Origin of the sequence: Nocardia sp. NPDC050697 (genome assembly GCF_040654395.1) — a bacterium.
Taxonomy (GTDB): Bacteria; Actinomycetota; Actinomycetes; order Mycobacteriales; family Mycobacteriaceae; genus Nocardia.
Map to the genome: position 1 here is coordinate 1,293,340 of NZ_JBFAHY010000001.1, position 16,713 is coordinate 1,310,052.

14 protein-coding genes are annotated in these 16,713 nt (G+C 73.0%); 7 read left to right on the plus strand and 7 right to left on the minus strand.

The window, feature by feature from the left end:
- The first annotated feature begins 39 nt into the window (after positions 1 to 39).
- The 5 genes from AB0H71_RS06485 (at position 40) to AB0H71_RS06505 (ending at position 4,446) form a co-directional block, all read left to right on the plus strand.
- Positions 40 to 960: an alpha/beta fold hydrolase gene (locus AB0H71_RS06485; protein ID WP_357015492.1), complete on the plus strand. Its 921-nt coding sequence runs from the start codon at positions 40 to 42 to the stop codon at positions 958 to 960.
- On the plus strand, positions 954 to 1,847 hold the full coding sequence (locus AB0H71_RS06490; protein WP_357015495.1) for a metal-dependent hydrolase: 894 nt from the start codon (positions 954 to 956) through the stop codon (positions 1,845 to 1,847). The genes AB0H71_RS06485 and AB0H71_RS06490 overlap by 7 nt, the downstream gene beginning before the upstream one ends.
- Positions 1,844 to 2,893, plus strand: a complete 1,050-nt coding sequence (locus AB0H71_RS06495) for a PDR/VanB family oxidoreductase (protein WP_357015498.1) — start codon at positions 1,844 to 1,846, stop codon at positions 2,891 to 2,893. The genes AB0H71_RS06490 and AB0H71_RS06495 overlap by 4 nt, the downstream gene beginning before the upstream one ends.
- A 10-nt stretch (positions 2,894 to 2,903) precedes the next feature.
- Entirely contained in the window at positions 2,904 to 3,500 is a 597-nt protein-coding gene (locus AB0H71_RS06500; protein ID WP_357015500.1) for a TetR/AcrR family transcriptional regulator, read from the plus strand.
- A 76-nt stretch (positions 3,501 to 3,576) separates the two neighbouring features.
- Positions 3,577 to 4,446 carry a methyltransferase domain-containing protein gene (locus tag AB0H71_RS06505; RefSeq protein ID WP_357015503.1) on the plus strand — a complete coding sequence of 290 codons (870 nt, stop codon included), beginning with the start codon at positions 3,577 to 3,579 and terminating at the stop codon, positions 4,444 to 4,446.
- On the opposite strand, the gene AB0H71_RS06510 is transcribed toward AB0H71_RS06505, so the two are convergent.
- The 7 genes from AB0H71_RS06510 to AB0H71_RS06540 form a co-directional block, all read right to left on the minus strand.
- Entirely contained in the window at positions 4,447 to 5,646 is a 1,200-nt protein-coding gene (locus AB0H71_RS06510) for an aminotransferase class V-fold PLP-dependent enzyme (protein ID WP_357015506.1), read from the minus strand.
- A 5-nt stretch (positions 5,647 to 5,651) separates the two neighbouring features.
- On the minus strand, positions 5,652 to 6,971 hold the full coding sequence (locus AB0H71_RS06515) for a pyridoxal-phosphate dependent enzyme (protein WP_357015509.1): 1,320 nt from the start codon (positions 6,969 to 6,971) through the stop codon (positions 5,652 to 5,654).
- Positions 6,968 to 8,413, minus strand: a complete 1,446-nt coding sequence (locus AB0H71_RS06520; RefSeq protein WP_357015511.1) for a Y4yA family PLP-dependent enzyme — start codon at positions 8,411 to 8,413, stop codon at positions 6,968 to 6,970. Before AB0H71_RS06520 ends, AB0H71_RS06515 begins: the two co-directional genes overlap by 4 nt.
- Positions 8,414 to 8,603: 190 nt before the next feature.
- The gene (locus tag AB0H71_RS06525; RefSeq protein WP_357015513.1) at positions 8,604 to 10,139 is read right to left on the minus strand and encodes a class I adenylate-forming enzyme family protein; all 1,536 of its coding nucleotides are present in this window, start codon (positions 10,137 to 10,139) and stop codon (positions 8,604 to 8,606) included.
- Positions 10,140 to 10,181: 42 nt separating this feature from the next.
- Positions 10,182 to 10,994: a thioesterase family protein gene (locus AB0H71_RS06530; RefSeq protein ID WP_357015516.1), complete on the minus strand. Its 813-nt coding sequence runs from the start codon at positions 10,992 to 10,994 to the stop codon at positions 10,182 to 10,184.
- Positions 10,995 to 11,397: 403 nt separating this feature from the next.
- On the minus strand, positions 11,398 to 12,498 hold the full coding sequence (locus tag AB0H71_RS06535) for a tetratricopeptide repeat-containing protein (RefSeq protein WP_357015518.1): 1,101 nt from the start codon (positions 12,496 to 12,498) through the stop codon (positions 11,398 to 11,400).
- 45 nt (positions 12,499 to 12,543) lie between these two features.
- On the minus strand, positions 12,544 to 15,423 hold the full coding sequence (locus AB0H71_RS06540) for a CHAT domain-containing protein (RefSeq protein ID WP_357015521.1): 2,880 nt from the start codon (positions 15,421 to 15,423) through the stop codon (positions 12,544 to 12,546).
- 22 nt (positions 15,424 to 15,445) lie between these two features.
- Here AB0H71_RS06540 and AB0H71_RS06545 point away from each other — a divergent pair, with 22 nt between their 5' ends.
- Together AB0H71_RS06545 and AB0H71_RS06550 are read left to right on the plus strand one after the other, a co-directional pair.
- The gene (locus AB0H71_RS06545) at positions 15,446 to 15,814 is read left to right on the plus strand and encodes a hypothetical protein (RefSeq protein WP_357015524.1); all 369 of its coding nucleotides are present in this window, start codon (positions 15,446 to 15,448) and stop codon (positions 15,812 to 15,814) included.
- A complete protein-coding gene (locus AB0H71_RS06550) occupies positions 15,811 to 16,701 on the plus strand; it encodes a hypothetical protein (RefSeq protein WP_357015527.1) in 891 nt (296 codons plus the stop codon). Before AB0H71_RS06545 ends, AB0H71_RS06550 begins: the two co-directional genes overlap by 4 nt.
- Positions 16,702 to 16,713 lie beyond the last annotated feature (12 nt).

The following is a 16,713-nucleotide window of genomic DNA, read 5'->3' on the forward strand; positions in this document are numbered from 1 at the left end:
ACCAATCCAAACCATGCAACACGGAATGTAGGGGGCTCGGTGCAGCCACAGCTGCTGGAGCGGGTGGCGCCGGAGATCGGCGCGCTCGCCTGGGGAGATCCGGAGGCGCCGCTGGTGATCGCGGTGCACGGATTCCCGGACACCGCCTGGACCTGGCGGCATCTCGGGCCGGAGTTGGCCGGCCGCGGCTGGCGGGTGGTCGCGCCGTTCACCCGCGGCTACGCGCCGTCGGCGCTCGCCCCCGGCGGCGGCTACGACCTCGGGACACTGGTCGCCGATATCGTGGCGATCCGGGCGGCGCTCTCGCCGGACCGGCCGGTCATGCTGGTGGGCCACGACTGGGGCGGCGCGATCGTGAGCGCCGTCGCGGCGAGCGCGCCGGCGGGGTTCGGCGGCGCGGCGATCCTGGCGATCCCGCCGCTGCCCACGATCCTCGACCACCTCCGCAGGCCGCGCCCGGCCGCGCTCGCCCGGTTCCTGCGCCAGGCGCCGCGCTCCTGGTACATGGCGCTGTTCCAGGTGCCGGGGCTGGCCGAGCGGGTCGGGCACCGGCTCTTCGGCCTGCTGTGGCGGCTGTGGGCGCCGGGCTACGACAGCACCTCCGACCGCGCGCTGCTGCACGCCTCGCTGCCGACGACGGCCAGGCGCGCGGCCGCGATCTCCTACTACCGCGCGGTCGTGAACCCGGCCTACCGCAGCAGCTGCCACGCCGGACTCCGCCGTGCGGCCTTCGGCCCGCCCCGGCTGCCGACGCTCTACCTGCACGGCGCCGCGGACACCTGCGGGCGCGTCGAACTCGGCCTCGAGGCCGAGCGGCACCTCCCCGCGGGCAGCCGCCGCGTCGTCGTGCCCGGCGCCGGGCACTTCCTGCACCTCGAGCGGCCCGACGCCGTCAACGAACTCATCCGCACCTGGCTGGACCGGCCGGATGCCGTCACCCGCGAGGAGTCACCGTGCTGAAGCGAGACCGCGGCCGCCGCGATCAGATCGATCCGGGGCCGCTCACCCTGCGCCCGCGCCGGGTCCGTTTCGACCTCTCCGACGCGCCGCTGCACTGGATCCCGGGCGAGCCGGTGGCCTCGCACATCGTGAGCTCGTTCAACTTCGTCTTCCCCGAGGCGGAGCGGTTCTTCGTGGACGCCTTCACCGAGGCGCTGCCCGCCATCGACGACGCCCGGCTGCGCGCGGACGTGCTCGGCTTCATCGGCCAGGAGACCGTGCACGCCGACACCCATCAGCTGACCATGACCGAGTACTTCGCCAGGCACGGCATCGACACCGCGCCGCTGGAGGCGCAGGTGGCGTGGGCGGTGCGGAAGGTGTTCGGGCCGCGCGAGTTCGCCGACGAGCGGCGCCGCCGCCAGTACCTGGTGGAGCGGCTCGCGGTGATCGGCGCGGCCGAGAACTTCACCGCCTTCCTCGGCGACTTCGCGCTGAACAATGCCTGGGACCGGGCGGGGGCGCACTACGGGATGGCCGAGCTGTGGCGCTGGCACGGCGCCGAGGAGATGGAGCACCGCACCGTCGCGCACGATGTCGCGACCTACTTCGACGCCTCCTACCTGCGCCGGGTCCGGGCACTGGTCATCACGCTCGCGGTGCTGGTGCTGCTGTTCGGGCGCTGCGCGCGCTTCCTGGCCGCGCACGACCCCGCGATCCCCCGGCACCGCTTCGCCATCGCCCGCGGCTTCTTCGCCGCCGCGCGCCGGGGGCTGCTGCCCTCGATCGGGCAGATGACCCGCTCGGTCGTCGACTACCTGCGCCCGTCCTACACCCCGGATATGACCGGCTCCATGGCCCAGGCGCTGGCCTTCCTGGCCCAGGTCGAGAGCAGGCACGCCGCGTGAGCGGGTTGCGCGCCGCCATCCCGCCCGACCTGCGCGGGCGGTACCGGCACGACCCGGCGCTGCGGGTGCTGCACACCGCGGCCGGTGCTCTGGTGCGGGTGCTGCCGCTGCTGCGTCAGCCCCCGGCACCACCGAAGGCTCGTGCGGACCGGCTGCGGGTGCGGGTCGCGCGCCGCGTGGCCGCCTCGGTGGACGGCACGGTCGTCGCCTTCGACCTGGAGTCCGCCGACGGGGCGGCGCTGCCGCGCTGGCATCCGGGGGCGCACATCGATCTCGTGCTCGGCTCCGGCGCCGTCCGGCAGTACTCGCTGTGCGGGGATCCCGGTGCGCGGCAGCGCTATCGCATCGCGGTCCGGCGCCTCGACGACGGGCGCGGCGGGTCGCGCGAGATCCACGAAACGCTGCATGCCGGAGCACTCGCCGAGATCGGCGCTCCGCGCAATGCGTTCCCGTTCGCCGTCGGCGCCGGTGCGCTCGCACGGCCGCTCCGGTTCGTCGCCGGCGGGATCGGCATCACCCCGATCCTGCCGATGGCGCGGGCCGCCGCGGCGGCCGGGCTCGACTGGTCACTGGTGTATTGCGGCCGCGACCGCACCTCGCTGCCGCTGCTCGGCGACCTGACCGAGCACGGGCCGCGAACCCGGCTGCGGCTGGATGCCGAGCACGGCCCCGCCGATCCCGGTGCGCTGCTGGCCGGGGTGCCGGAGGGCGCGATCGTCTACTGCTGCGGCCCCGAGCCGATGATCGACGCCGTCACCGCCGCGGCGGCGCGGATCGCGGGCGTGGACGTGTTCAGCGAACGATTCGCGCCGCGCGCGGCACCCGGCGGCACCCCGTTCCGGATCCGCGCGGCCGGATCGGGCAGAACCCTGACCGTGCCCGCGGACCGCAGCGCACTGGACGTGCTGCTCGAATGGAATCCCGACCTGCCCTACTCCTGCGGGCAGGGATTCTGCCGCAGCTGCCGAACAACCACCGCGGCCGGCACGGAGTTCCTGCCGTGCGTGGACCGCCTCGACGGCGGTGAGATCGTCCTCGATCTCTAGAGTCGGTGCGATGACGACCCCGCGACAGCCCCGGCAGGACCGAGGGATCGCCACCCGCGCCGCCATCCTGGACGCCGCCGCCGCGCTGCTGGCCGAGTCCGGCTGGCGGGCCGCCTCGGTGCTCGAGGTCGCCAAGCGGGCCGGGGTCACCCGCGGCGCGGTGCAGCACCACTTCGCGGACCGGGAGGGGCTGTTCACCGCGGCCATCGGGCACCTGCTCGAGCTCCGGCGCAGCGAGTTCCAGGCGGCGGCCCGCGACTTCCCGACCGGCCCGGAGCGCACCCTCGCGGTGGTCCGGACCATTGTCGACCTGCACGTGGGCCACACCTTCGCCGCCACCCTGCAGCTCTGCGTCGCCGCCGCCACCGACCCGGAGCTCCGGCCGCGGGTGGCGGCGATGGAGCTGGAGATGGGCATCCAGCTCTTCTGGGCCACCGCCGCGCTGCTCGACCTCGACGGCACCGACCCGACCGTGCGCACCACCCTGCAGGCCTTCCTGGACAGTGCCCGCGGGCTCGGGCTGGCGGGGTTCATCGCCGACGACACCGCGCGGCGCGGCCAGATCACGCGGCGCTGGGCCGAGATGATCGATCAGCTCCTCGGTTGAGCCCCGGCGACCGGCCGAAGGTCCCGGCGGGCGAGCCGCCAACACACTGAAAATCATATTCAGTAATATCACCGCCGTGACGACCAGCCAGCAGCAGCGGACCGGCAAGCCGGGCACCGGCACCTCGACCGACGATCCGGCGGCGGCCGAGGCGGTCTACCTCGATGCGACCCGGCAGCTGCTGGAGCCGCTCGGGGTGCGCGCCGGCGATGTGGTGGTCGATATCGGCCCGGGCGCCGGGTCCGCGACGGTCGCGCTGGCGCAGGCCGTCGGCGAGCACGGGCGCGTCTACGCCGTCGACCTCGATCACGCCATGCTCGAGGCGACGCTGGCGGCCGCCGAGGAGGCCGGGGTGGCCGGCCGGATCCGCCCGATCCGCCACGACATCGAGGACGGGATCCCGCCGCTCCCCGAGCGCGCCGACGCGGTGTGGTCGTCGTGGTGCGTGCACCACGCCCGCGACTGGGACGCCGCCGCCCGCGCGCTGCTCGGCCCGCTGCGCCCCGGCGGCGTGCTGTGCCTGGCCGAGGGCGGGCTGCCGGCCCGCTGCCTGCCCTGGGACATCGGCATCGGCCGCCCCGGGCTGGAGGTGCGGCTCGACGAGGCGCACGACCGGCACTTCACCCAGTGGTTCTTCGGCAGGCCGGGCGCGCGGCGGCCCGCGCGCGGCTGGGCCGAGATCCTCACCGCCGCGGGTCTTTCCGAGGTCACCGCCTGCACCGCGCTGGTCGACATCCCGGCGCCGCTGAGCCAAGGGGTGCGCGCGGTGGTGCTGGCCGAGCTGGCCGCCCGGGTGCGCCGGGCCGGGCCCTTCCTCACCGCCGACGACGCCGCCGCCTGGGCCGAACTGCTCGACCCGGGGGCACCGGCCTGGCTCGGCCACCGCGCCGACCTCACCCTGCTCACCGCGCGCACCGGGTACCGCGGCCGCAAGCCGGAGCGCTGATCAGCTCGGCATCTCTCCGCAGCGCCGGACCACCTCGAGCACCCGGTCGATCTCCTCCGGCGTGTTGTAGACGTGCACGCTCACCCGCACCGCGTGGTCGCGGGAGTCCCGCCCGGCCTGGCAGTGGCTGTCGGCGCGCACCATGATCCCCTCGTCGGCGAGCACGAAGCCGAGGTCGTCGGAGCGGACGCGGGCGTGCCGGAAGGTCACGATGCCCTCCCGGCGCTGCACCGGCGAGCCGGCGGCCAGGCTGTCCTGGCAGCCGAGCACCTCGATATCGGGGAAACGACGCAGCCCGTCGGTGAGCCGGGCGCCGAGCGCCGTTGTCCAGGCCAGGATCTCGGGCAGCCCGGCGGCATCGAGCCAGTCGAACGCGGCCGCGAGACTCACGATTCCCGCCGTGTTCGGGGTGCCGTGCCAGCCGCCGAGCTCGAACCGCGGCCCGAGCCGATTGCGCGCCCACACCGCGCCGATCCCGGGCAGCGCGAGCATCTTGTGCCCGGAGAACACCACGAAGTCGGCGCCGATCTCGGCGACCGAGACCGGCCGGTGCCCGACGGCCTGCGCGGCATCCACGCAGATCGGCACCTCCGGGCCGACCGCCGCGCGCACCCGGTGCAGGTTCATATCGGCGCCGAACACATGGTGCACGTAGGTGGCCGCGACGAACCGGGTGCGCGGGCCGACGATCCCGGGCAGCGCGCGGTGGTCGTAGTCGCCGGAGGCCGGGTCGACCGGCAGCGCGAGCACCCGGATGCGAATACCGCCGCGCTCCAGCCGCTCCCGCAGATCGAGCCAGGGCCGCAGGTTGGCCTCGTGGTCGCCGAAGGGGACGATGATCTCGTCGCCGTCGCGCAGCTGCCCGGCCAGCCAGTCCCCCGCCACCGCGCGCAGCCCGCCGCTGGTGCCGTCGACGAACTCGACGCTGGACTCGGTCCCGCTGTCACCGAGCGCTTTTCGGACCCGGTCCCTGGCCGCCTCGATGCGAGCGGTGGTCGCCGTCCCCCACGGGTAGGCGCCGCGCGCGGCATTGGCATTGCCGGTGGTCAGGTAGGCGGTGACGGCGTCGAGCACCGCGGCGGGCTTCTGGGTGGTCGCGGCGCTGTCCAGGTAGGCGAGGCCGGGGTTGCCCGCGATGATGGGGAACTGGGCGCGCAGGTCGCGCTGCCAGTCCGCGAGCCGGGTCAGGGTCTCGGACACGCCGATCAGTCCCTGACCAGCGGTGCGCCCGCGTCCCGCCAGGCCACGACGCCGCCGCGCAGGCTGCGGGCGTCGCGGTGGCCCATCCTGGCGAGCAGGGCGGCGTAGCGGGCCGATTGCTCGCCGATGGGACAGACCAGGAGCACCGGGCGGGTGGCGCCGAAGGGCAGCCCGCCGCGGGTGAGCTCGCCGAAGAGCTCGTCGACGATATTGATCGAGTCCGGGATGTGGCGCGCGGTGTAGGCGAAGGAGCCGCGCAGGTCGACCACGAGCGGGCGCTCCGCCTCGATCCAGCTCCTGGCGGCGGCGACGTCGAGCTGCGGGACGGCGGCGAGCTCGGCATCGGTGACGGTGCCCACCGAGTCGGCGCGCTCCGGCTGGTTGAACAGGTCGGGGCGGCGTTTGCGGAGGTAGCTCATATAGCTCTCGACCCGATCGCACACGATGAAAACGGCGGTGCGGCGTTCGGTGAGCGTGCCGTCCAGCGCGGCCAGGTGGCGCAGCGCGCCGGCGTAGGCGGCGCCGGAGGTGGGGCCGCCGAGGATGCCGCAGCGCCGGTTCAGTACCAGCATGCCCTCGATCGCCTCCTCGGCGGTGACCGCGTCGATGCGGTCGTAGTGCGCGGGGTCGAAGAGCCCGACCTCGTTGACCTCGTCGATATTGCGAATGCCCGGGATGAAATCGCTCTTCGCCGCGACCAGCCCGAGCACCGAGACCGCCGGGTTCGCCTCGCGCAGCATCCCGGCCACCCCGCTCGAGGAGCCCGCGGTGCCGACGCAGGCGATGAAGATGTCGGGGCCGTGGCCGTCCAGGTCCTTGATGATCTCCGGCGCGGTGCCGACCCGGTGCGCGTCCCGGTTGCGCGGGTTGAAGTACTGGTCGGTGTGCAGGTAGCCGGCGCCGTCCGCGGAGAGCGAGCGGTACATGCGGGTCAGCGGATCCTCGGTGTCGGTGGGGTCGAGGCACTCGGTGCGGCCGGGCAGCTCCTCGATCTGCGCGCCGAGCAACAGCAACAGATCCTTGATCTCCGGCACCCGCATCCGATTGGTGACGCTCTTGAACGGCAGCCCGTGCATGGCCGCGATCACCGCCAGCGCCTTGGCGGTATTGCCGCTGGAGAGCTCCACCACCGCGGCCCCGCGCTCGACGGCGGCGGGCAGCTCGTCGCGCACCATGTTCCAGGCGGGCCGGTCCTTCACCGAGCCGAAGGGATTGAGCATCTCCAGCTTGGCGTAGAGGTCGACGGCGGTCAGCCCGTGCACCTCCGGCGCGATCCGCACCAGCGGCGTATCGCCGACGACATCGAGAATGCTCTCGAACTTCACGATCGGTCACCTTTCCCCGGCCAATACTGCTCATCCAGGCACCAGCCCCAGCCGCCCGCCGCGGCGTACACCGCCACCGTGCGGGCCTGCGGCTGCATCAGCGCGGGGCCGGCGGCGAAATCCATGAAGTAGCCCGCCGTGTTCACGAAGGCGAGCAGGTCGCCCGGCGCGGGCAGCTGGGGCAGCACGACCGCGCGGCGGGTGAGGAAGTCGTCCTCCAGGCACAGGTTGCCGCCGAGGTAGACCGTCGCCGGTGCGCCCGGTTCGCGGCGCCGCGGCAGCAGCAGCGGATCCATCAGCACGGCATGGTCTTCGGTGCTGATGTCGCGGGAGTTGGCGGCGAGCCGGACCAGGGTGTCGCCGGTGTGCAGGGTGCGGACCTCGGCGACCGCGGCCAGGGTGAGCCCGCACTGGTCGGTGAGCGCGCGGCCGGGCTCGATGTGCAGGTCGTAGAGGTTCTCCAGCAGCAGCGTGGCCAGCGGCCTGCCCAGCGCGGCGGATTCGTATGCGAGCAGCTCGGCGAGGTAGCCGGCGCCGGCGAGCCTGCGGTGCGCCGGGTAGAGGCCGAGCCCGCCGCGCAGGGTGGTGCCCTCCGCGCGCAGCCCGTAGCCGTGGTTCTGCCAGGTCAGGGGTGGACGGTGGCCGAGCACCGCGCGGCCGAGCTCGGTGGTGTAGCGCTCCCAGTCCTGCCGGGCGGCCAGGTAGTTCACGCCGAAGCCGCCGCCGATGTCGATGGCGGTCGGGGCGAAACCGCGGGCGAGGGCGGCGCTCATCGCCAGCAGGCAGCCCTCCAGCGCGAGCGCCTTCTCCTCGATGCCGGTGGTGTCCAGGTGGAAGGCGGTGCCGAGCAGCCGCAGCTCGCTCCGGTGCGCCGCGAGCACGTCGAGCACCGCGGGCAGCTCGCGGGCGTGCACGCCGAAGCGGCTCGGCCTGCTCAGGATCGGCACGCCGGGGGAATCGAAGCCGCCGAGCCGGATCATCACCCGCACCGGGTCCAGGCCGAAGCGGGCGACGAGCCCCGCCAGCGCGGTCAGCTCCTGCGTCGAATCCGCGTTCACCACCGCACCGGCCCTGGCCGCGAGCCACAGGAACTCGGGGTCCTTCGGGCCGGTGGCCATGATGCGATCGCCGGAGAACCCGGCCGCCAGCGCGTGCCGCAGCTCGCCCAGCGAGGCGACATCGATGCCGCAGCCGGTCGCCGCGAGTTCGCGGACCAGCGCGCTCGACCGGTTCGCCTTGTGCGCGAAATACACCGTGCCGCTGAGCCGGTGCCGCTCGTACACCGCGGCGAAGGTGGCGGCGTTCTCGGCCAGCCGCTGCGGGAGGACCAGGTTCAGCGGCGAGCCGAGCGCCTCGACCAGCTCGGCGAGGCGTTCCGGGGCGGCGAGCACCTCGGTCAGCAAACCGTCCACCCGTGGTCTGAGGACCAGATCCGCGTCCACGGCACCCCCTTCGCGCTCCACCGTCACACCGCGGTTCAGGTGCAAATGGTTGTCGTTCGTAACAACGATGTCCCGATTCGCCCCGACTCCGCAAGTGCAGGAGGCAAACATCCAGCTCAGAGCGGCGGTCAGAAGTGCCCTCCGGCAATGGGTTCCAGGCTACGGCCGCTCGCGGCGGGCCGGTGCGGGCTCAGCCGAGCGTGCCGTCCGCGATGCGGGCACGGAGTGCGCGGCGGTCGAGTTTGCCGCTGGGCAGGGTGGGGACCCGGTCGCCGGTGGTGCGGATCCAGCGGGCCGGGACCTTGTAGGCGGAGAGTTCGCGGCGGGTGTGGGCGGCGACGGCGTCGATATCGACGGTGTGGGGCACGACGACGGCGCAGACCTGTTCGCCCCGATCGGCATCGTCCAGGCCGACGACGAGGCACTGCTGCACCCCGTCGAACCCCTCCACCACCGCCTCGACCTCGCGCGGCGAGACATTGGCCCCGGCCACCTTGATCAGCTCGCTGGTGCGGCCCACGTAGAACAGCCGCGGGTCGCCGGGGAGCCGGTAGACGCGGTCGCCGGTGTGGTACCAGCCGTCCGGGTCGAAGACGTCGTGCCGCTCCCGCCTGTTGTAGCCGGCCATGACGCCGATACCGCGGATGTGCAGTTCGCCGGTGCTGCCCTCGGGGACGGGGTGGCCCGCCTCGTCCACGATGCGGATGTCGGTGTGCAGGAAGCTGCCCGCGGTCTCGGAGAGGCTGCGGTGCACCGGGAACTCGCCGGGCACGTTGTAGAGCGCGATATCGAGCGGGCCGTCGCGCAGCAGGGGCGCGGCGCTCAGGTCGCGGCCGGGGAAGGTCGGGTGCTCGCGGAGGCGGCGGGTGAAGGCGGGCCACCCGACGATGCCCTCGCCGCGCTCGCGCTCGATCAGGTCGAGCGCGGCGCCGGGCTCCGGACGCGGCATGATCAGCAGGGTGACCGGTTCGTGCAGCGCGCCGGTGGCGGCGAGGACGCCGCCGATCCAGAAGAACGGCATGGAGGAGAAGACGCGGGGCGCGGCCGAGCCGCCGCAGAGGCCGCGGATGGCGGTGGGCCAGCCCGAGGTCTGGCGGACCAGGGTGCCGTGGGTGTGCAGGACGCCCTTGGGGTCGGCGGTGGAGCCGGAGGTGTGGATCATGATGGCGAGATCGGCTGCGGTGACCTCGTTTTCGACGGCGGTGAGGAGCTCCTCGGGGACGTCGGTCTCGTCGTCCGGGCTTGCCCAGGGGTGTCGGGTTTCGCCGGGCATGACGATGCCGCGCAGGTAGGGGGCGGTGGGCAGGGACAGTGTTCGCGCTTCCGCGGTGGCGAGCCCGGGGAGTGCCGCTTCGAGCCGGTCGGCGGTCGGGGCGCCGAGGATCTCCGGCAGGGCGATGAGCACGCCGATATCGGCGAGCCGGATCACCCTGCCGAGCTCGGCCGGCGGGTAGAGGGTGCTCAGCGGGACGGCGACGGCGCCGATGCGGGAGACCGCCAGCCACCAGACGATCCAGTCGATGTCGTTCGGGAACAGCAGGCCCACCCTGGTGCCCTTGCCGACGCCTTTGCGCAGCAGCCGTCGTGCGGCGAGCCCGGAGCGGTCGCGCGCCTCGGTGTAGGTCAGGCGGCCGGTCGGCGAGGCGACGTAGGTGTGGTCGCCGTGCGTGCCGGCGGCGCGGGCGAGCAGCCGTCCCACCGAGAGGCTGGTTTCCAGAAGCGCCATATCGTGTTCTCCATTCGACACGGCCAGTCTGGCACGGCGCGCTCAGTCCTTGAAATAGACCAGCTGGTGGCTGGTGGCCAGCACGGCGCCGTCCGGGCTCCAGACGGTGGCGGTCTGGTCGAAGAAGCCGGCGCCGAAGTGCTGGGCGCGGGCGGTGCCGAGCACCGGCCGGTCGGCCACGGTGGTCAGCAGCTCGGTGTCGGCGTGGAAGTACACGGTGAGCGAGACGGTGCCCGCGGGGACCAGGCGGCCGGTGCGCACCATGGCGCGCGGGATGAAGACGTCGCAGAGCGCGGTCAGGGCGGTGCGGTCCAGCGGGCGGGGCGGGGTGTCGCGCACCCAGACGGTGGTGACGGAGTCCGGCTGCGGGCCGGTGCCGGAGGCGAGCGGGCCCGCGCCCTCGACGAAGTGCTGCTCGTAGTTGCTCATCCAGACCGGGAACTCGGGCGGCAGGAACGGTGCGGCTTCCTCGAACGGCGGCGCCGGCGGCGGCGCGATCTCGGAGTCGGACCAGGTCGGGCGGCGGACCGCGGTGACCGCCGTCGCCGTGGTGGTCACGGCGTCGTCCTGGACGAGTTCGAGAAACCAGTGCTGGGTGCTGCGGTTGGTCCGCGCCGGGCGGGTGCGCACCGTGAAGGGGCCCTCGGCGATCGGGCCCGCGAAGTTGACGGTGATCGAGACCGGCTCGCCGAGGCGGCGCGGATCCTCGAGCACCGCGCGCAGCAGCGTCGCGGCGGTGATGCCGCCGAAGGGGCCGACCATATTGCTGTACCCGGGCGCGGTGTGGCCGCGGAACTCCCCCGCACCGGCCGCCTCGAGTGCGGTGGCGGCGTCGAACGGGTGACGGGGTTCCACGGGCGGGTCTCCTTCGGTGCGGTGGGTCGTTCGCCCACCGTAGCGGTCCGGTTGCCGAGGTGCGGCGGCGTGGTGGCGGAAGCGGCGAACAATGCTCGGGGCACCGTGTCGCACGGTTCCCCGCACGGCGTGTCGAGGTCGGTCGCCAGCATTCCGGCGAGCGGCTGGCCGAGCTGCTCTAGCCCCGCATCGGCGGCTTCCGGCCGCCGCAGTAACCCGGCGGCGCGCCGTCACAACCCCGCGCGCTACCCGTCGTCGACCGGGCGCACGGCTCCGGCGATGGAGGAGGCGCGGTCGCTGAGCCGGCAATCCCTGTGCGTTGTCCATGGCGGAGAGCCTGCGCTGGGCGTGGCCGGGTGCCGGCGGTACCCGGCTACGCGCGAGCTGCCGCGCGCAACCCCGGTCAACCACCCAGTGCGGCGAGAATGCCGAGCAGTTCGCGGACGAGCGGATGGCCGGGGCCGTGGGTGCTTCGGTACCCTTCGATCGCATCGCGCAGCAGCGGTATCGCCTCGGCGCCACGACCCCGGTTGGCCTTCGTGATCGCGAGGTTCACCTGGGCGCCGAGAGTGTCGGCATGCCGCGGCCCGTGTATCCGCCGATAGGCCGCCAGCACCTCGGTGAGCTGGGTTTCGGCCGCGATGACGTGACCGAGTTCCGCCTGCACCACAGCGAGGTTCTGCCGGGCGGCCCAGGTGTCCGGGTGGTCGTCGCCCTGCTGCCGCGACCGCGCATCGATCGAGTCACGGTACAGCGACAGCGCTTCCTGGCTCTTACCCCGGTGCATGAGCACCGCGGCGAGATTGCTTCTGGTCACGAAAGCGACCGGGTCGGTGATGTCGTCGATATCGGTCAGGAGCGCCCGGTACATCCGCTCGGCCTCGGCCAGCCGAGCCGGTGACCCACGCAGCGCTCCAGCCAGGGTATGCCTGCTGCGGAGCGTGTCCGGGTGGGTGGCGCCGAGCGTCCGGGTGCAGCGGGCGACGGTGTCGCGCATCAAGCCCTCCGCCTCCACCCCGCGGTCGAGGCCGAGCAGGACGACCGCCAGATTCGTCGCGGTCCCCAGAGTTTCGGGATCATCCTGACCGCAGAGCCGCTCCCAGCCGGACAGTGCCTCCCGCAGTCGCTGCTCGGCGCGGCTGAGGCTGCCGCTGTCCTGCAGGAGCCGGGTCAGGTCGTTCAGGGCCAGGAGCTTGTTCTCCAGGTCGACCGCCCCGGCGTCGACCAGCCATTCCAGCAGTTCGATGGCATCGCCCCGCTTTTCGGGCAGGTCGCCGAGCGCGTGCGCGTAGCGGTGCAGTGCGTGCAGGGTTTCGGGGTGTTGCAGGCCGAGCTCGGTGCGCTTGTGCTGGAAGTCGAGGCCGCCGGCGACCACGGCGGACAACGACACGGTGATATCGATCGACGTCGGCTTGCCCCGCTGCTCGACGACGTTGATCTCGGCACTGCCGAATTCTCCCGCGACCTGATGGGTCGTCTTCGACTTTCTCCCCCGGAAAGGCATATCCCATTGTTGCGCAACCCGACTCGGCGACGCTCGGCTTTCGGCTCACCGGCCCGAGTGCAGATGCGCGGCCCATAGCGCGGGGGCCGCGGCGTATCGCTCGCGGCAGCCGCGCACCGCGTGGTGCAGTGCCGTCGCGGCGTCCTCGCCCGCGGCGATACCCCGGTGCAGCTCCACCGCGACCTGCCGGGCGACGAGGTCGTTGACCTGCCACAGCGTACCGATCACCTGCGGGAAGCCGGCGAGCTGGAACGCCGAGACGAGGTGCAGCCCCTCATCGGGAATACGCTGTGTGCCACGGGACGTCTCGCACGCCGAGAGCACGGCGAGTCGCGCGCCGGACAGGTCGAGCGCGGAGATGTCGAGAACCGAGAGCCGCCCGTCGTGCACCACCAGGTGGCCTGCCGAGGGATCGTCAGGATCGCTCGCCGCGTGACAGGCGAAGTGCACCGATGCGTGGGTGCCCAGGGCGGCGCGGACGGCGTCGACGGTCGCTGCGGCGTCCCGCAGTGTGGTGGCCGGTGTCAGCGCCGCGATATCGGCCGCCTCCCTGCGCACGCTCCCCAGTGTCGTGCCGCCGGGCACCGCACCGATCGCGACGATCGCCAGATCGCCCTCCGCGTTCGTGGCGCGTGACTTCGCGTACTGCAACGCACGCAAGGTCGGCGTGTAGGACGAAACGACCCGATCGAGGACGGCGGCTCCGTCCGGGAAGCGACCGGCCGCGTGGATGGGGAGCAGGGCCAGCCGCCCGATCGGTGACCACCACACGCGCGGCCAGTCGCCCGGTGGCGCCGCCGTGTGGCCAAGCCGTTCGAGCACCGGTTCGGCGACGGCATCCCACAGCCATCCGAGAATCTCCGTGATGACGGTCTGCGCACCGGTCTCCTCAGGGCCGGGCCGGGCGGAGGCGGCCAGCGCCGCGTCGAACGCGGTCACCCGATCCGCGACCGCCTCCGGAGTCACCCGCGGGAGTTCCACCGTCGTGATACCAGCGGGGCGCACGATCAGCGCGTCACTGCGGAACCCACTGACATTGATCAGCACCACCGGCCCGTCCACGGTGCAGGCGAGCAGAGCGCCCAGTTCCGGTGGGGCGAGGAAATCCGCCATTCCCGGGAGCGCGCGCACCTCGGCGAGCACCTGCCGCAATTCGATGTCCAGGTGATGGCGTTCATCCGCTGCCGCGCCGGCGAGCGGCCGCGAAGGCGGAAGCCGGTCGAATATCCCGGACAGTCGCCGCGCGAGTTCCGGCGCGACGGCGTGCAGCCGGGACAGGTCGCTGCGGCTCTGCAGCAGCTGCCCGCCGAGCTGGCCGCGGCCGAGTTCCAGCAATCGCACGGCGGTCTCCGGGTCATCCGCCCACAGGGCGACCGCGGCCGCGTCGGCGGCGAGACCGTCGAGTTGCGCCAGCGTGCGCTGCTGATCGGCGCGGACGAGGCCGCGGGACACCGCCAGCGGCAGCAGGCCGACCGCGAAGGCGAAGGCGTCCCGCGCCCGTGGCCATCGGTCGGCCCCTGCCTCGGTATTCGCCCACGCACGGGCGGCCGTGATGCGCGCCAGCGGCGGCCACGCCTCGATCTCCGCCGCGGCCAGGAAGGCGTGTCCCGCCGCCGCCAGGGTCGCCGGATCGCCACGGTGGCCGAACTCGGCGACCAGGGCGTTCCCGTAGTCGAACAAGACCCCCGCGCGCAGCGACGTCTCGGGAGCGCTCGCGCGGACAGCGGTGCCGAGTGCCGCCACCGAGCGCCGCAGCGACTCGGGGTCATGGCCGATTCCGTAGTCGGACAGCCAGATGCGACCGAGGTTCGCCAGCGCCACCACATGGTCGACCTCCCCGTACGGCACCGTCTCGACCACGTCGGAGAGTGCGGTGATCGCCCGCCGCAGATCGGTCTCCGCTCCGGCGCGCAGGAATCGCGCGTGGTGCGCGTTGCCGAGCAGCAGTGCAAGCGTGACCTGGGCGGGGTCACCGGCAGGCGCCGACCCGCCGATCTCGATGGCCTCGTCGAGCAAGCCGGCATCACCCGTCCGCTCGAAGAGACACTCCAGCGTGAGCAGAAGATTCGCGCGGCAGCTGCCCGCCCAGCGGGTTCCCGGCGCGCTCGCCGCCAGCGCCGCACGCGCCAGGACGACGGCCTCCGTCAGCGCCGCGACATCACCGGTCCGCCTGCCCCGGTCCAGCAGTGCGGCGGAGAGGTCCATCGTCCGCGACGGCAGCAGCGGAGACGTGCTCGGCGTCGAATCGACGGCTGCTCGCAGGTACCGGATTCCGGACTCCCGAACGGGCTCGTCACCCGTGTGCTCCGCGGAGAGTTGCAGCACGTTACCCAGCTCGCTGAGCACGCCGGCGTGGTCCGGATCATCGACCGGTATGGCCGCGACGCCCCTCCGCAGTGCCGCGGCGGCGTCGACGAGGGCCGCGTGGTCGCCGGTGAATTCGTACCGCACGCGCAGAGCGGTGCCGAGGATCCACTCCACCCCCGGGGTGCGCGGCAATCGGGATGCCGAGCCGATGGCATCCGTGAGGTGTGCGAGATCACGGGTGTGCTCCGCCAGCCGGATCAGGCTGTCGGCCCGCATCATCGCCGCCACGAGCCGTCCCTCCTCGCCCAGCCGGGGTATCACCGCATCGCACCTGGCCACGACCTCACGCAGTGCGGCCAGGTCGCCGACGAGGTGGAAGTGGTCGAGCAGCAGCGCGGACAGATTGACCGACAGCTCGTGCCTGATCGGGTGATCCGGCACGTACCCGATCGCCCGCCGCAGGCACGCGATCCCTGCCAGCAGATCCGCCACCTCGCCCGAGTACCGGAACCGATCACGCAGCCCGATCGCCAGATCGTTCATCGCGTTCACGGAGCCCTCGGCCGCCCGCTGCCGGTTCCGCTCGATCCCGCTGTCGAAAGGCGTCGGATTGGTCACTCCGACAAGTATTCTCGGTGCGATGAGCGCTGATCAACTGGCTGTGCTGTGCCAGCGCATGGCCGACGACTCCGACGCGGTCCGGACAGCACCGGAGGCGAGGGCGCTGGTCGAGTCGATCACCAGCCGATTGCGGGACGGCGCTGGGCTCGACGACCTCACCGACCGCCTCGACCGGCTGGAGGAGATGCTGCTGCGCGCGGGGCACGCGGCGGGGTTGAGCCCCGTCCGTTCGTACGAGCGGCTGCTCGGCACCAACGACGGGCACCGCGTACTCGAGGTTCTCCGGTGCCCGGCCGGTACCTGCACCAGAGTTGAGGTGCCTGGCTCGGAGCCGACGCCGTGCCTGGTTCATCGACGGCCCATGGTCGTCGCACAGCTGCGGTCATGACGAAGTTCCTCGAAGGACTCGGCAGCAAGCTCGCGGAGCGCTGGCTCGCCCTGCTGCTGGTGCCGAGCCTGCTGCTGATGACCGCCGCGGCGGCCGGGGTGACGCTCGGGCACCGGCGCTGGCACGACATCGACGCGCTGCTCGACCGGCTCGATCGGCTGGCGGCGGAGCCGACGCTGCGGACAGCAGGCACCCTGATCTTCGTCGTCGCGGGACTCGCGGCCGTCTCGGCGGGCCTGGGGCTGGCCGCCACGGCACTGGGGACCGCCATCGAACAGGTGTGGCTCGCGACCCGGCCGCGATGGCTCGCCGCGCGTCGTCGGCGCCGGTGGAATGCCGCCGATGCGCGGTTCACCCAGGCGCTGCTGGCGGCGGCGCGGGCCGAGGACACTCCGGACGCGAAAGCGGCCGCCGATCGGGCCCGTGCGCTCAATGCCCGCCGCAACCGGATCGGTCTCGTTCCCCCGGTCCACCCGTTCTGGCTGGGTGACCGCATCGCCGCCGTCGACACCCGGGTCTGGGAGACCTATCGGCTCGACCTCGCCACCGCGTGGCCTCGGCTCTGGCTTCTGCAACCCGAAGACGCCCGCGGCGAGCTCACCGCGGCGCGGACCGGGCTCGCCGCCGCGACCAGGCTCCTGGCGTGGGCCGTCGGATACCTGGTCATCGGCACCGTCTGGTGGCCGGCCGCGCTCATCGGCGCCGTCACCGCGGCCACGGCATGGCGGCGCGCACGGATCGCCGGTGCCGCCTTCGCGGAGCTGGCCGAATCGGTCGTCGATCTGTACGGCAAGCGGCTCGCGCAGGAACTCGGCGTCCCCTGCGAGACCAGGCTCACCAGGAGCGTCGGCGCCGAGATCACCACGCTGCTGCGCAAGCAGTCCTGAAGCCAGGTATTG

What these genes read in the sequence shown, in the direction of transcription:
- AB0H71_RS06500 (WP_357015500.1), top strand. Translation starts at nt 2,904, where the DNA reads ATGACGACCCCGCGACAGCCCCGGCAGGACCGAGGGATCGCCACCCGC.
- AB0H71_RS06525 (WP_357015513.1), bottom strand. Translation starts at nt 10,139, where the DNA reads ATGGCGCTTCTGGAAACCAGCCTCTCGGTGGGACGGCTGCTCGCCCGC.
- AB0H71_RS06535 (WP_357015518.1), bottom strand. Translation starts at nt 12,498, where the DNA reads ATGCCTTTCCGGGGGAGAAAGTCGAAGACGACCCATCAGGTCGCGGGA.
- AB0H71_RS06545 (WP_357015524.1), top strand. Translation starts at nt 15,446, where the DNA reads ATGAGCGCTGATCAACTGGCTGTGCTGTGCCAGCGCATGGCCGACGAC.
- AB0H71_RS06550 (WP_357015527.1), top strand. Translation starts at nt 15,811, where the DNA reads ATGACGAAGTTCCTCGAAGGACTCGGCAGCAAGCTCGCGGAGCGCTGG.